General features: G+C 69.7%; 13 protein-coding genes. 8 read left to right on the top strand and 5 right to left on the bottom strand.

Going from position 1 to position 15,040, the window contains the following annotated elements; translation table 11 throughout:
- Positions 1-84 precede the first annotated feature (84 nt).
- A complete protein-coding gene (locus tag JWS14_RS30540) occupies positions 85-381 on the top strand; it encodes a chorismate mutase (RefSeq protein ID WP_005238528.1) in 297 nt (98 codons plus the stop codon).
- 30 nt (positions 382-411) lie between these two features.
- On the opposite strand, the gene JWS14_RS30535 is transcribed toward JWS14_RS30540, so the two are convergent.
- Entirely contained in the window at positions 412-1,866 is a 1,455-nt protein-coding gene (locus tag JWS14_RS30535) for an NAD-dependent succinate-semialdehyde dehydrogenase (protein WP_179377546.1), read from the bottom strand.
- Between the two features lie 69 nt (positions 1,867-1,935).
- On the opposite strand from JWS14_RS30535, the gene pgi reads away from it, so the two are divergent.
- Positions 1,936-3,588, top strand: a complete 1,653-nt coding sequence (gene pgi / locus JWS14_RS30530; protein WP_095861256.1) for a glucose-6-phosphate isomerase — start codon at positions 1,936-1,938, stop codon at positions 3,586-3,588.
- Position 3,589: 1 nt separating this feature from the next.
- On the opposite strand, the gene JWS14_RS30525 is transcribed toward pgi, so the two are convergent.
- Positions 3,590-4,369, bottom strand: a complete 780-nt coding sequence (locus tag JWS14_RS30525; protein ID WP_072937332.1) for an FAD:protein FMN transferase — start codon at positions 4,367-4,369, stop codon at positions 3,590-3,592.
- 104 nt (positions 4,370-4,473) lie between these two features.
- Between JWS14_RS30525 and JWS14_RS30520 the strand changes: the two genes are divergently transcribed.
- Positions 4,474-5,733, top strand: coding sequence for a hypothetical protein (locus JWS14_RS30520; protein WP_095861257.1), 1,260 nt, complete (start codon positions 4,474-4,476; stop codon positions 5,731-5,733).
- A 3-nt stretch (positions 5,734-5,736) separates the two neighbouring features.
- Here JWS14_RS30520 and JWS14_RS30515 read toward each other — a convergent pair whose 3' ends face one another.
- Together JWS14_RS30515 and JWS14_RS30510 are read right to left on the bottom strand one after the other, a co-directional pair.
- The gene (locus tag JWS14_RS30515) at positions 5,737-7,101 is read right to left on the bottom strand and encodes an NAD(P)/FAD-dependent oxidoreductase (protein WP_072937333.1); all 1,365 of its coding nucleotides are present in this window, start codon (positions 7,099-7,101) and stop codon (positions 5,737-5,739) included.
- Positions 7,102-7,110: 9 nt separating this feature from the next.
- A complete protein-coding gene (locus JWS14_RS30510) occupies positions 7,111-7,863 on the bottom strand; it encodes an SDR family oxidoreductase (RefSeq protein WP_072937334.1) in 753 nt (250 codons plus the stop codon).
- Positions 7,864-7,951: 88 nt separating this feature from the next.
- Between JWS14_RS30510 and JWS14_RS30505 the strand changes: the two genes are divergently transcribed.
- The 4 genes from JWS14_RS30505 (at position 7,952) to JWS14_RS30490 (ending at position 13,410) form a co-directional block, all read left to right on the top strand.
- Complete coding sequence (locus JWS14_RS30505) at positions 7,952-9,385, top strand: dihydrolipoyl dehydrogenase family protein (protein ID WP_072937335.1); 1,434 nt, start codon at positions 7,952-7,954, stop codon at positions 9,383-9,385.
- Positions 9,386-9,448: 63 nt separating this feature from the next.
- Positions 9,449-10,978: a carboxylesterase/lipase family protein gene (locus tag JWS14_RS30500; protein ID WP_095861258.1), complete on the top strand. Its 1,530-nt coding sequence runs from the start codon at positions 9,449-9,451 to the stop codon at positions 10,976-10,978.
- Positions 10,939-12,438, top strand: a complete 1,500-nt coding sequence (locus tag JWS14_RS30495; protein WP_241031517.1) for a carboxylesterase/lipase family protein — start codon at positions 10,939-10,941, stop codon at positions 12,436-12,438. Before JWS14_RS30500 ends, JWS14_RS30495 begins: the two co-directional genes overlap by 40 nt.
- Positions 12,439-12,516: 78 nt before the next feature.
- Complete coding sequence (locus JWS14_RS30490; protein WP_072937338.1) at positions 12,517-13,410, top strand: SDR family oxidoreductase; 894 nt, start codon at positions 12,517-12,519, stop codon at positions 13,408-13,410.
- Positions 13,411-13,416: 6 nt separating this feature from the next.
- On the opposite strand, the gene JWS14_RS30485 is transcribed toward JWS14_RS30490, so the two are convergent.
- A complete protein-coding gene (locus JWS14_RS30485) occupies positions 13,417-13,794 on the bottom strand; it encodes a VOC family protein (RefSeq protein ID WP_072937339.1) in 378 nt (125 codons plus the stop codon).
- 145 nt (positions 13,795-13,939) lie between these two features.
- Here JWS14_RS30485 and JWS14_RS30480 point away from each other — a divergent pair, with 145 nt between their 5' ends.
- On the top strand, positions 13,940-15,037 hold the full coding sequence (locus JWS14_RS30480) for a CaiB/BaiF CoA transferase family protein (RefSeq protein WP_072937340.1): 1,098 nt from the start codon (positions 13,940-13,942) through the stop codon (positions 15,035-15,037).
- The last annotated feature ends 3 nt before the right edge of the window (positions 15,038-15,040 follow it).

Genomic DNA, 15,040 nt, shown 5'->3' with positions numbered 1-15,040 from the left:
GGCTTTTTTCGTCAAATGAGCCTGGATCGGTAACGACTCGAGCCACAACAACGATCCAAGTTCTGACAAGAGGGAGACGAACCAATGAGCACTCAGACCGTCGCTTCAGCCGCAAAGGAAACCGCTGTTCCCACCAGCGAGGCCGAGATCGAGGTTCTCCGCCAGGAGATCGACAAGCTCGACGCCGAGATTCTCGCCGCGATCAAGCGCCGCGCCGAGGTCTCGCAGCTCATCGGGCGCACCCGGATGGCGTCCGGCGGTCCCCGCCTCGTCCACAGCCGTGAGATGAAGGTGCTCGAGCGGTTCAACGAGCTGGGCCAGGAAGGCCACACGCTTGCCATGCTGCTGCTGCGCCTCGGGCGCGGCCGCCTCGGTCACTGAGTTTCCCGAAGCGGCCCCCGACGGCGGTCGTCACGGTTCGAGTGCCACGTACTTGGTCTCCAGGTACTCTTCGATGCCTTCACTGCCCCCTTCGCGCCCGAAGCCTGACGCTTTGACGCCGCCGAAGGGGGCAGCGGTGTCCGAGATGACCCCGCGGTTGACGCCGACCATGCCCGATTCGATGGCGTCGGCCACCCGGAGCGCACGATCCAGATCGCGGGTGAAGATGTACGCGGCCAGGCCGAACTCCGTGTCGTTGGCCGCGGCGATCCCCTCCTCCTCGGTGTCGAACCCGGCGATCGCGGCCACCGGTCCGAACACCTCCTCCTTCAGGATCCGAGCCTGGGCGGGAATCTCGTCCAGCACCGTCGCCGGGTAGAAGTAGCCAGAGCCTTCCGGGGCGACGCCGCCGAGCCGCACCCGGGCGCCCGCGCCGACAGCGTCCTGCACCAGTTCCCCGACCTTCTCGAGCTGGTCCGCGTTGATCAGCGGGCCGAGTGTCGTGTCGGGATCGGTGCCGGGGCCGAGCTTGTACGAGGACAGCTTGTCGACGAGTTTCGCGGTGAATTCCTCCCGCACACTGTTCGCGACGTGGAAGCGATTGGCCGCGGTGCAGGCCTCGCCGCCGTTGCGCATCTTGGCGAGGAGGGCGCCCGCCACCGCCTTGTCGACGTCCGCGTCGTCGAAGACCACGAAGGGCGCGTTCCCGCCGAGTTCCATCGAGGTGCGCAGCAGCCCCTTCGCGGACTTCTCGACGAGCATCCGTCCGACCCCGGTCGAGCCCGTGAACGTGAGCTTCCGCAGTCGCGGGTCGTCGATCAGCGGACCGGTCACCTCGCCCGACTTCGACGTCGGCAGCACGGACAGCACGCCCTTCGGCAGCCCCGCGTCGGCCATGATCTCGGCGAGCAGCAGCATCGTCAGCGGCGTCTCGGAGGCGGGTTTGACGATCATCGTGCAGCCGGCGGCCAGGGCGGGTCCGATCTTGCGGGTGCCCATCGCGAGCGGGAAGTTCCACGGCGTGATCGCCAGACAGGGCCCGACGGGCTGCTTGGTCACCAGAATGCGCCCGTTCCCCGCGGGCGCCGGGGTGTAGCGACCGGCGATACGCACGGCTTCCTCGCTGAACCACCGGAAGAACTCGGCGCCGTACTTGACCTCGGCCGCGCTCTCCGGCAGCGCCTTGCCCATCTCGAGCGTCATCAGCAGCGCGAAGTCGTCGGCCCGGGCGGTGATCTTCTCGAACACCGCGCGCAGGAGTTCCCCACGCTGCCGTGCCGGGGTGGCCGCCCACTCCCGCTGCACCGCCACCGCGGCGTCGAGGGCCTTCATCGCGTCGCCCGGGCTGGCGTCCGCCACCTCGGTGAGGGCGTCGCCGGTAGCCGGGTCGAAAACGGTGAACGTGGCACCGTTCTCGGCGTCGCGCTTCTCGCCGCCGAGGAAGAGGGTCGTGGGAACGGTTCGCATGAGTTCGACAGCATCCATGACGTCCATCATGCGCCGCACCGAAGTTCGCACGGAAGTTTCGACGCGCGGGCATTAAGCTCAAATCTCGTGAGCTCAGACATCACCGGAACCGCTGCCTGGCAGAAATTGCGTGATCATCACGCTCAGATTCAGACCGTCCATCTTCGAGAGTTCTTCGAGAAGGACCCGGCACGCGGTCAGGAACTCACCGTCTCGGCCGGCGATCTGTACATCGACTACAGCAAGCACCGCATCGACCGCGACACGATCGGGTTGCTCCTCGAGTTGGCGCGCAGCGTCGACCTGGAGGCCCGCCGTGACGCGATGTTCGCGGGCGAGCACATCAACACGTCCGAGGACCGCGCCGTCCTCCACACCGCGCTGAGGCTGCCCGCCGACGCCACACTCGTCGTCGACGGCCAGGACGTCGTGGCCGACGTCCACGACGTCCTCGATCGCATGGGCGATTTCACCGATCGGGTGCGCTCCGGCGAGTGGCGCGGCGCGACGGGCGAGCGAATCAAGACCGTCGTCAACATCGGCATCGGCGGATCGGATCTGGGTCCGGTGATGGTGTACCGCGCGCTGCGGCACTACGCCGACGTCGGCATCAGTGTCCGGTTCATCTCCAACGTCGACCCCGCCGACCTGGTGCGCAGCCTGAACGGCCTCGACCCGGCCACCACCCTGTTCATCGTGGCGTCCAAGACGTTCTCGACCCTCGAGACGCTCACCAACGCCACGGCCGCCCGGCGGTGGCTGCTCGGTGGCCTGGGCCTCGGAAACGAAGCGGTCGCAAAGCATTTCGTCGCCGTATCGACACACGCAGACCGGGTGGCGGAGTTCGGCATCGACACGGACAACATGTTCGGATTCTGGGATTGGGTCGGCGGCCGGTACTCGGTCGATTCCGCCATCGGACTGTCGGTGATGGCGGCGATCGGCAAGGAACGTTTCGCGGAGTTCCTCGCCGGATTCCACGCCGTGGACGAGCACTTCCGGACGGCGCCGCTCGAGGAGAACGCGCCGGTCCTGCTCGGTTTGATCGGACTCTGGTACTCGAACTTCTTCGGCGCCGAATCCCGTGCCGTGCTGCCGTATTCCAACGACCTCGTGCGGTTCCCGGCCTATCTGCAGCAGTTGACGATGGAATCCAACGGCAAGTCGGTGCGCGCCGACGGCTCCCCCGTCCCCGCGTCCACCGGTGAGATCTTCTGGGGCGAACCCGGAACCAACGGGCAGCACGCCTTCTACCAGCTCCTGCACCAGGGCACGCGGCTCGTGCCGTCCGATTTCATCGGTTTCGGCGAGCCTACCGACGACCTGCCGACCGCGGACGGCACCGGCAGCATGCACGACCTGCTGATGAGCAACTTCTTCGCCCAGACGAAGGTCTTGGCGTTCGGCAAGACGGCCGAGGAGATCGCGGCCGAGGGCACCCCCGACGATCTGGTGCCGCACAAGGTCATGCCGGGCAACCGGCCGTCGACGACGATCCTCGCGCCGAAGCTCACGCCGTCAGTGATCGGCCAGCTGATCGCCCTGTACGAGCACCAGGTGTTCGTCGAGGGTGTCGTGTGGGGCATCGACTCGTTCGACCAGTGGGGTGTCGAACTCGGCAAGACCCAGGCCGTCGAGCTGCAGCCGGTGCTCACCGCCGCGGAAGAACCGGCCGCGCAAAGTGATTCGTCGACGGACAGCCTGGTGCGCTGGTACCGCCGTCAGCGCGGACGGGCCTGATTCACCAGCTCTCGGTGGTGTAGACCCGGCCGGAGCGGTCCACCAGCCGGGCACGCAGCTCATGCTGTTCGATCCACCGGATCGCGCCGATGCCGCGGGCAAGGGCGGCGACGCTGGCCGCGTACGCCCAGAGTGCGTCGTCGGCGATCACCGTCACCGTCTCCCATTCGGTGGTGGTGGGTGGTTCGGTGACCGGCGGCGCGACCGCCGTCGCCATCGCCGTCCCGTTCACCAGTTCGACCTCGCCGTCGCCGGGCACCGGGATCTGCCAACCGCCGGCGGGACAGTGCCCGGCCGTCGCGATGACGTCGCCGATGCGGACGGCGGCCCCGCACTCGAGCTGGCGGGCGACCAGTTCCGCCGCCCGATCCACCGTGTCGGCCTTGGCGGTGTCGGTGATGTCGAACGAGGCGCCCCACGGCGCGAACACGACATCGTCGTCGATCTGGACGTCGAGGAAACTGGGTTCCGGATGCACGGTGGGGATCAGGTCCTCGTCGGGGGATTCGGTGGCGAGCGGGTTCACCACCCCGTCGGTCATCCGGGCAGCCCACAGCGCCGAACGCAGCAGTGCGGACATCCGCCTGCTGACCTTGACCGGCGCACCCTGGGACAGGTTGACGGCGTGGATCTCGGCGTCGCCGCGGTGGATGTCGCAGACCGATTCGGCCTCGTCGATGACGGCCGCGATCAGCGCTGCGGCCTCGGGAAGGGCGGCGCCTTCGGTGACGTCGACCTCCACGACGGAACCCCACACCTTCCATTTCTCGACGCTAACCATGGTGTTCTCCGTGTGCGGTCCGTACAGCGCTGCACTTCCAGTATGCGCCGGTTGTCCAGAGGCCGACCTCCGGCGACCGACGCGACCGGTCGTACACTTCGCTGGTGAGCGCCCGATTGAGCGTCGTCGACGAGATGTTCCTGCGCACCCATCGGGGGTGGGGAACGCCGATCGTGATGCAGGGACTGTGGCGCACCGACGGCCGGGTGGACACCGCGACGCTCGATTCCCTGATCGCCGACCTCGCGCGGGGACCGCTGGGCAGGCGGGTGGTGCGCCCGCGGGTCCCCGGCGCGCGGCCCCGGTTCGAGCCGAGCGCGGACGCCTTTCCCGTCGAATACGCGGAGATCGACGCAGGGGCGGTGTTGGCGTGGGCGGACGAGCAGGCCTCGTTGCCGGTGGACCCCGAACGTGGTCCCGGCTGGCGGCTGGCCTGCGCGCGACCGGCCGGCGGGGGAACGGTGCTGTCACTGGTGTGTTCCCACGTGATCGCGGACGCGCGCGGACTGGCGGCCGCCATCGCGCGCGCCCTGCAGGGCGCGCCGCCGTCGGACGCGGTTGGTGCGGGAGGCGCTGTCGCGGACATGTGGGACGCCACCCGGCTCGCCCGCCGGGTGACCGAGGGGACGGCCCGCGCAGTCGCCGGTCTGGTGGTGAGCGGGTCCCGTCGCGCGGAACTGCGCCGTTTCCTGCACGTGAGTGGCAAAGCGTCGCCCGGCACACTTTGCCACTCACCTGTGGGGGCGGTGCTGGACGTGGACGCCGAGCGGTGGGACGCCGTCGCGGAGCAGGCGGGCGGCACCCCGAACAGCCTGTTCCTGACCGTGGTGGCCGAGTTGGCGCGGCGGGACGGCGAGACCCGGCCGCTGACGATCAGTGTGCCGATGGATTTGCGCGGCCAGGGCGACCCGATGGGGACCGCGAACTCCGTCGCCGTGGTCGAGGTGGACGTGACCCCGCAGGACACCGTCGCGGACGTGCGTGCGGCGAGCCGCGCCGCGTTCGCTGCGCCCGCGATGACCAGCCCGGCCGGTTTCCCGGAGGAGATGCTGCAACTGGTGCCCGACCGCGTGGCGCACGCCCTGACCGGCAATCCCGGCGAGCGGGACGTGCTGTGTTCCAACATCGGACCGCTGCCCGACGCGCTCGCCACGATCGACGGCCACCGGGCCACCGGCATCGCCACCCGCGCCGTGCATCCGGGTGTCGTGACCAGCCGCACCCGGCTGTCCGCCTACCTCAGCCGCTTCGGCGGCAGCTACAGCCTCGCGCTCGAGTCGCTGGACAGCCCGGACCGCACAGCGCTCCGCCAGCGGGCGGGCGAGGTCCTGGCTCGGCACGAACTCACCGCGCGGGCCTGGTGAAGGCTACGACTCGGTCCTGAGATCGGTGTACGGCTGCCGCGCCGACTCCGGATCGCCGTACGTGATCGCCCGCTCCCGTCGCGTCCGCGACGCCAGCGTGACGGCCCAGTTGAGCAGGGTGCCGAACCGGTTGCGGTACCCGGCGAGGAACGCGATGTGGATGGCACCCCAGGACACCCAGCCCAGGAACCCGGACATCCGGATCGGGCCTGCCTGGAGCAGTGCATGCCTGCGGGCGATGTAGGCGGCGCTGCCGAGGTCGCGGTATTTGAAGGGTTTGCGGTCTTGTGTTCCGCCTTCGATCGTGCGGGCGATGCACCCTCCGACGTGCCTGCCGCCCTGCATCGCCACCTCGGCCACCCCGGGGAGGTCGTTCAGCGACATCAGGTCGCCGATCACCCAGACGTTCGGATGCCGGGGCACCGTGAGGTCGGGTTCGACGGCGATGCGCCCGCCCTGAATCTGCTTCACGCCGAGCGCATTCGCGAGAGCGGCGGCGAACGGCACGGCCTCGACGCCCGCGGTCCACAGGACGGTGCGGGCTCCGTAGCGCTTCTTGGTGCGGGCGGCGTTCTTGGCCGTGGTCTCGATGCTGGTCTCGCAGACGTCGGTGACGTGCACACCGAGGTGCGTTTCGACGCCGACCTTGTCGAGCGTCCGCTGCGCCGCCGCGGACAGTTTGCGGTTGAACGACGGGAGAACGCGGTCGCCGCCGTGGAACAGCAGCACCCGGGCCTCGCAGGGGTCGATGGACTGGAATTCGTTGGCCAGGGCGTGCACGGCGAGTTCCCGGATCTGGCCCGCGAGTTCGACTCCGGTGGGTCCACCGCCCGCGACGGCGAACGTCAGCCACGGCCTGCGCTCCTCCGCGGTGGGCAGCGATTCGGCCATCTCGAAGGCGCAGATCAGTTTTCGGCGAATGGCGAGGGCGTCGTCGAGGGTCTTCATCCCCGGCGCCCACTGGATGTACTCGTCGTGCCCGTGGTACGCCTGGCGCATGCCGGCCGCGACGATCAGGTAGTCGTAGGGAAGTTCGAACGTGGAGCCGTCGAAGCGGCTGGCGGTCAGGACCCGGCGGACCGCGTCGATTCCCTGCGCCTCGCCGAGGGCGACGTGCACGTTGCGGACCCCGCGCAGCAGGTGGCGCAGCGGGCTGCTGATCTCCCCCTCGGACAGCAGGCCCGTCGCGCACTGGTACAGCAGCGGCTGGAAGACGTGGCTGGTTCCGCGGTCGAGCAGGGTGACGTCCACGTCGACGTCGCGCAGCCGGCGGGCCGCGTAGATGCCGCCGAACCCTCCCCCGATGATGACGACCCGCGGTCGCGAACGCTGCAAGCCGAGGGACGAGGATTCCTGGGCGGTCGTCATAGGTCAGTCCTACACGAACCGGGATGTCCACGCATGAGGAAGGAACCGCAACGCGACGTCGATTCCCCGCCACTTGATGCCCGGCAGCGCAGCGCGGTTCGTTTCCTTCTCGATGGCCGACACCATCGCGTCGACGCCGTCGTCGAGGGTTGCCGTCAGCGCGGAACTGTCGCCGGCCTTGCTCGACATGTCGGTGGCGATGTATCCGGGGAGCAGGGTGGTCACCACGATCGGGCTCTTCGCCAGTTCCGCGGTCAGCGCCTCGCCGAGTGCCGAGACCCCCGCCTTGCTCGCCGAGTACGCCGCCTTCGGGCCGGGCAGGCCCCGGTCGGCGCTGATCGAGGACACGAGCACCAGATGTCCGGAGTTCTGCTTGCGGAAGATGCCGAGCGCCGCCTCGCACTGCGACAGGGCGCCGACGAAGTTGGTGCGGGCGGTGGCGAGATTGGCGTCGGCCCGGCCCGTTCCGATCCTGGCTCCCTTGCCGAGACCGGCGTTGACGACGACGCGGTCGAGTCCGCCGAGTTCGTCGCGCAGTTCGCCGAACACCCGGATCACGGCGTCGTGGTCGGTGACGTCGAGTGCGCGGACGGCGACGGCGATCCCGGGATGCGATGCCCGCAATTCGTCCCGGACGGCCTCGAGTCGTTCGACGCGTCGTGCGCACAGCGCGAGGTCTCGTCCCTGGGCCGCGAACCGGCGGGCCATCTCCTCGCCGAGCCCGGAGCTCGCCCCCGTGATCAGAATCTTCTGCCGTGTCATCCCGACACAGTATCTACTCGACGGTAACAACGCGGGAGGCCCGCCGGAACGTCTGACATCGCGCACCGACCGGCTTACGGTTACAGGTATGACTGACTCCGGTAGCGGCGCGGAAGAGTTCGATGTCATCGTGATCGGCGGCGGTCCCGCCGGTGAGAACGCGGCGAGTTACGCCATCGCCGGCAGCGACCGCACCGCGGCGCTGATCGAGCACGAACTCGTCGGCGGGGAATGCTCCTACTGGGCCTGCATGCCCAGCAAGGCGCTGCTGCGCCCGGGTGAGGTCCTCGGCGCGGCCCGCAACATGCCCGGGGTGTCCGCCGGTCCGCTCGACGTGGACGCCGTGCTGGCGCGCCGCGACTCGTTCACCAACAACCACGACGACTCGTCGCAGGTGATGTGGGCCGACGCGGCAGGGATCGACGTCATCCGGGGATCGGCACGCATCACCGGGGACCGCACGGTGACGGTCGGCGATTCCCGCGAGCTGCGCGCCCGGCACGCCGTCGTGGTCGCCACCGGGACGACCGCCACGGTCCCGGACACCCCCGGCCTGCGGGCGGCGTTGCCGTGGATCTCGCGGGACGCCACCAACCTGAGGGAGGTTCCCCGCCGGGTCGCCGTGGTCGGCGGCGGCGTCGTGGCCTGTGAGAGCGCGACGTGGCTGCTGGACCTGGGTGTCGAAGAACTGACGATGGTGGTCCGCGGCCGGGCGCTGCTCCCGAAGAACGAACCGTTCGCCGGTGAGCGGGTGGCCCGCACGCTCGAGAAGAAGGGTGCGCGGATCCTGTTCGGGGCGGACCTTCGCGGCGTCGAACGGGCCGACGCCCGGGACACCGGGATCGGCCGCATCCACGGGGGCCCGGTGACCCTGGATGTCGCGGGCCAGGACCCGCTCGTCGTCGACGAGATCGTCGTCGCGACCGGGCGCACACCGGCAACGTCGTCGCTCGGCCTCGACGCGCGACTGCTGAACTCCCGCGGATACCTCACCACCGACGACCATCTGACGACGGCCGACGAGTGGTTGTACGCGGTCGGCGACGCCAACGGCCGCGCGCTGCTCACCCACATGGGCAAGTACCAGGGCCGCGTGTGCGGAGACGTGATCGCCGCCCGCGCCGAGGGCAGGCCGCTGGACGGGTCCCGATTCCGGGCCACCGCCGACCACGGGCAGATCCCCCAGGTGGTGTTCGCCGATCCGGAGGTCTCGGCCGTCGGGATTACCGCGCAGGAGGCACGCGACGCCGGCGTGGACGTCGAGACCGTGGAGGTCGACATCGCCGTCGCCGGCTCGTCTCTGTCCCGCGACGATTTCAGCGGTCACGCGAAACTCGTGGTCGATCGGGCCACCGACACCCTGGTCGGAGCGACGTTCGCGGGCACCGACGTCGCCGAGCTCGTCCACGCCGCCACCATCGCACTGGTCGGGAAGGTGCCGCTCGACACGCTGTGGCACGCGGTCCCGTCGTACCCGACCGTCAGCGAGGTGTGGCTGCGGCTGCTGGAGGCTCGGCGCTGACCCGAACGGAGCACCACGGGCGTTGACAGAGTCTCCCCAGGCGGTCTCCGTATAGTCGCCGACATGGCGTCTGACACTCTCACGACCGACACACTGGTGAGGACGACCGCAGGGGTGGTCCGTGGCCGGCGCGTCGGCGACCTGGTCGCGTGGCGCGGAATTCCCTACGCCGCTCCCCCGGTGGGTCCGCTGCGGTTGCGCGCACCCCGGCCGGTCACGCCGTGGTCCGGTGAGCTCGACGCCACCGAGTTCGGCGACGCCGCCGTGCAGCACAAGGAGTTCACCGCGCTGCGGCCGGGCAAGTATCAGCCGAGCAGCGAGAACTGCCTGACGCTCAACGTGCTGGCCACGCCCGGCACGTCCGGGGCGCGCCCGGTGATGGTGTTCATCCACGGCGGCGCGTACACGCTGGGCATGTCGGCCACCGCGCTCTACGGCGGCCAGTCGCTGGTCCGCCGCGGCGACATCGTGTACGTGTCGATCAACTACCGCCTCGGATCGCTCGGATACCTCGACTTCACCCAGTTCTCCACCCCCGAAAGATCTTTCGACTCCAACCTCGGCCTCCGCGACCAGGTGGCCGCACTCGAATGGGTCCAGCGCAACATCGCCGAATTCGGCGGCGACCCCGACAACGTCACCGTCTTCGGCGAATCCGCGGGCGCCAATGCCGTCACCACCCTGATGACCACACCCGCCGCGAAAGGCCTTTTTGCGCGGGCGATCTCGGAGAGTTCCGCGCCCGGACTCGTCGCGACGGCGGACCGGGCCGCCCGGTGGGCATCCGACTACGTGACGCTGCTCGGAGCCGAACCCGGCACTGCCGCAGAGGCGCTCGCCTCGTCACCCGTCGGCGCGCTGGGCCGTGCCGGGAACCGTCTCGGCGCGAAGGTGCTCTCGGAGACGCCGGGACTGCACCCGTTCGGACCCGTGATCGACGGCGACTTCCTGCCGAAGCCGCCGCTCGACGCGTTCGCCGCCGGTTCGGCGCACCGGGTTCCGCTGATCATCGGCACCAATGCCCGCGAGGGCACCCTGTTCCCGAAATTCCTCGACGCACTGCCGACGGACCCCGACCGGATCGGGCGGATGTTCGCACTCACCGATCCCGCCGCCGAGGCGCGCGTCACCGCGGCGTATCCGGGCTACCCGGCGCCGGACGCCGCCGTCGACCTGGGCGGCGACCTGACGTTCTGGAGGCCGTCGATCGAACTGGCCGAGGCCCACTCCGCGTACGCCCCCACGTTCAGCTACCGTTTCGATTTCGCGCCCCGTGCGATGAAGTGGCTCGGCCTGGACGCCACGCACGGGTTCGAGCTGTTCGCCGTGTTCGACATCGCCGACACTCTGATCGGCCGCGGCCTCACCCTGCCGGGCGGACGACGTGGCCTGAAGGACGTGACGGATAATGTGCAGCGACACTGGCTGCACTTCGCTTCGCGGGGAACACCGTTGGTGTCGTGGCCGCAGTACGACACCAACCGGAGGGCAACACTCGTGTTCGACACCGTCACCACCGTCCAGGACGACCCGCGCCGGGAGCGCAGGCTGGCATGGGAGGGGTATTCGGGCTACCACGGGCAGGGCCTGTGAGCGCTCTGGAAGTACACACCGATGCCGGCGCCGTCGGAGGGCGCCGGATCGACGACCTGGCAGCGTGGCGGGGTATCCCCTACGCCGCTCCCCCGGTCGGGCCGCTGCGGTTGCGGGCCCCGCACCCGGTCGAACCGTGGTCGGGGGTCCGGCGGGCGTTCCACTTCGGGTCCCCCGCACCGCAGCGCGGCGAGACCGACGAGGACTGTCTCACCCTCAACGTGCTGGCCACACCCGGCACGTCCGGGGCGCGCCCGGTGATGGTGTTCATCCACGGCGGCGCCTACTCCGGCGGAACCTCGTCCTCGTCGCTCTACGGCGGCCAGTCGCTGGTCCGCCGCGGCGACATCGTGTACGTGTCGATCAACTACCGCCTCGGATCGCTCGGATACCTCGACTTCACCCAGTTCTCCACCCCCGAAAGACCTTTCGACTCCAACCTCGGCCTCCGCGACCAGGTGGCCGCACTCGAATGGGTCCAGCGCAACATCGCCGAATTCGGCGGCGACCCCGACAACGTCACCGTCTTCGGCGAATCCGCGGGCGCCAACGCCGTCACCACCCTGATGACCACACCCGCCGCGAAAGGCCTCTTCGCGCGGGCCATCGCCGAGAGCCCACCGGTGGCCTCCGCCTACCACCCCGACCGGGCGGCGCGGTGGTCGCGCGAATTCCTCGAGATCGCCGGGGTGCCGCTGTCCGAGGCCGCGACGTGGCTCGAGACCGCCGACCCGGCCGACTTCGTCGCGGCGGGGACGACGCTGGCGCACCGGGGCGCCGACGAGGAACCCGGAACCCGCGCGTTCGCGCCCGTCGTCGACGGCTTCTTCCTTCCCACCCATCCGCTCGACAGTTTCGCGTCCGGATCCGGGCATCCCGTTCCGCTGATCATCGGCACGAACCGCCACGAGGGCAGGGTCTTTCCCCGGTTCCTGAACATCCTGCCCACCGATCCCACCCGGATCGACAAGATGTTCTCGCACGTCGACGTGGCGGTGAAGGAGCGGGCGATCGCCGCCTACCCCGGCTATCCCGGCCGGCGAGCGGCCGCGGACCTCGGAGGCGACGTGACGTTCTGGGAACCGTCCGTCCTGTGCGCGCAGGGCCACACGACCGTCGCCCCGACCTACAGCTACCGGTACGACTTCGCACCCCGGTTGCTCCGCATCCTCGGGTTGGGCGCCACCCACGCCACGGAGTTGTACGCGGTGTTCGGGCTGACCGGGACGTGGGCGCGGTTGCTCACCGCGCTCGGGGGACGCCGCGGGCTGCGGGCCGTCACCGATACCGTCCAGTCGCACTGGCTGCATTTCGCCCGGCACGGGACGCCCGCACCGGGATGGCCGCGGTACTCGCCGGAGCGCCGGGAGACGCTCGTCATCGACGACACGAGCAGGGTGGAGAACGATCCGCTCGGTGAGCGCCGGCGGGCCTGGCTGGGGTACGAGCACCGGCGCTAGCGGGACCGTCGGCTCGTTCCCCGTTGCGCCCCTGCCGGTTGCCCTACTCTCGTAGAGACCTGCATTCGGGAGGCGAGAATGACCGAGTCGAACGACCTCGCAGGCCGCACCATGGTGGTCACCGGCGCCACCTCGGGCCTCGGCCTGGAGACCTGCCGCCAACTCGCGCAGCGCGGCGCCACCGTCGTCCTGGTCGGCCGGGACCAGGACAGGATCGACGCGGCGATCGCCGACCTGTCCGAGAGCGCGGACCGCGACATACTGCACTCGGCGCTGGCCGATCTGTCCTCGCTCGGCCGGGTCCGCACGCTGTCCGGGGAACTGCTGCATCGGTTCCCGCGGATCGACGTGCTGGTGAACAACGCGGGCGTCGACGTGGGGCAGCGCCGGCTGACGGTCGACGGCATCGAAGAGACGTTCGCCGTGAACTACCTCGCGCCGTTCGTGCTGGCGACGACGCTGGCTCCGGCGATGGCGCGGGCGTCGACGGCCGACGCCGCCGGGTTCCGGCGTCCGTCGCGGATCGTCGACATCAGCTCGTCGGGACATCGCGGCGGCAGCGTCGACTTCGACGACCTCGATGGCGCGAAGGACACGTTCCACGGCCAGCGCGCGTACAACAACTCGAAACTCGCCCTGACCCTGTTCACCCGCGAGTTGGCGCGCCGGTCCGACCCCGCGAGGCTGGTCGTCAATTGCGCCGACCCCGGATTCGTCCGCGGTACCGCCCTCGGCCGGGGTCTGCCGTTCGGCCACCAGGTGGTCGGCACACTCCTGACACCGTTCATGGCCGAGGTCGCCAAGGCAGCGGAGACCGCGGTGTGGACCGCGACCGCCACGGAGAGCGGCAAGTTCACCGGCCAGTACGTCAAGGGCTGCAAGGTCGTTCAGCCCGGCAAGGACGCACGGGACGCCGGACTCGCCGCGCGGCTGTGGGCGGCTACCGAGGCACTGCTCGCCGGCCGCGGCTGACGCTCGTCAGTTCGGATCCTCGAAGAGCGACAGCACATTGCCGTGCGGATCCCGGAACCACGCGACACGGATGCCGTCCGGTGCGAGCCACGCCGCGTGCTCGTCCTGATCCATCCCCGGGTACTCGGTGAAATCGATGCCCTTGCTGCGCAGTGATTCGACGACCTTGTTCAGGTCGGGGACCTTCCACCCCAGCACCGTGTACCCGGTGTCGGCCTTCGCCTGCACCAGCGTGACCCGGAGCAGAGCCCCATTGCAGTCGAGGGCCAACGCGAACTCGTCCCGTGAGACGCGCGTCAGCCCCAGGGTCTCCACGTAGAACATCTCCGAGACGTCCAGATCGGTGCTGGCCACGAAACTCACGAGCTCACCCTGAAGACTCATGAATCAACTGTGCCCCGCGCACCCGTGGGCAGGCAAGAGCGCGGGGTCACCCACGGCGGCATCCCGTGACCCGGGGCACACGGCCCGGCGACCGCAAGTTAACGTCGATTCGACAGGTCGTCTCGCACCGGAATGAGGAACTCGCGTGTCTGCTCCAGTTTCAGAGAAGAAGGGCCCCCTCGCGGGCATTCGCGTCGTCGAATTCGCAGGCCTCGGACCGGGCCCGCACGCCGCCGCCCTCCTGGCCGATCTCGGCGCCGACGTGGTCTGCGTCCAGCGGCCCGGAGTGATCCCGCCGGACGGTCCGTACGACCAGATCCAGCGCGGTCGCCGCGTCGTCGAGGCCAACCTGAAGGACCCCGCGCAGGTCGAGAAGGTGCTCGGGCTCATCGAGCGCGCCGACGTCGTGATCGAAGGCTTCCGGCCCGGGGTCACCGAGCGCATGGGACTGGGCCCGGACGTCTGCCTGGAGCGCAACGAGCGACTCGTGTACGGACGGATGACCGGCTGGGGCCAGGAGGGCCCACTCGCCAGCAACGCGGGCCACGACATCAACTACATCTCGCTGACCGGCGTCCTGCACGCCATCGGCCGCAAGGGTGAGCGTCCGGTGCCGCCGCTGAACATGGTCGGCGACTTCGGCGGCGGTTCGATGTTCCTGATCTTCGGGATCCTGTCGGCGCTGGTGGAACGCCAGTCGTCCGGCAAGGGGCAGGTCGTGGATGCGGCGATGGTCGACGGCGCGCTGGCCCTGTCGCACATGATGTGGGCGTTCCGCGGCCGCGGCGTCTGGTCCGACGAGCGGGGCGTCAACCTGCTCGACACCGGTGCGCCGTTCTACGACACCTACGAGACGTCCGACGGCAAGTACATGGCCGTGGGCTCGATCGAGCCGCAGTTCTACGCCTTGCTGTTGCGGGGCCTCGAACTCGACCCCGCCGAACTGCCGCAGCAGATGGACGTGTCGGCGTGGCCGCAGATGAAGAAGGTCTTCGCCGAGAAGTTCCTGTCGAAGACGCGCGACGAGTGGGCTGCCATTTTCCTCGGCACCGACGCCTGCGTGTCCCCGGTGCTGACGTTCGAGGAGGCGCCGTCCAACGAGCACATCGCCGCCCGCGGGTCGCTGATCGACCTCGACGGCGTCACCCAGCACGCCCCGGCGCCCCGGTTCTCCCGCACCCCCGCCGGCGCTCCCACCCCGCCGGCCCGCGAGGGCGTCGACATCGACACCGTCTGGGCCTGACCC

Source organism: Rhodococcus koreensis, from assembly GCF_017068375.1.
Lineage (GTDB): Bacteria > Actinomycetota > Actinomycetes > Mycobacteriales > Mycobacteriaceae > Rhodococcus_F > Rhodococcus_F koreensis.
The sequence above is the reverse complement of the archived record's forward strand: the minus strand, read 5'-3'. Positions and strand labels throughout refer to the sequence as shown.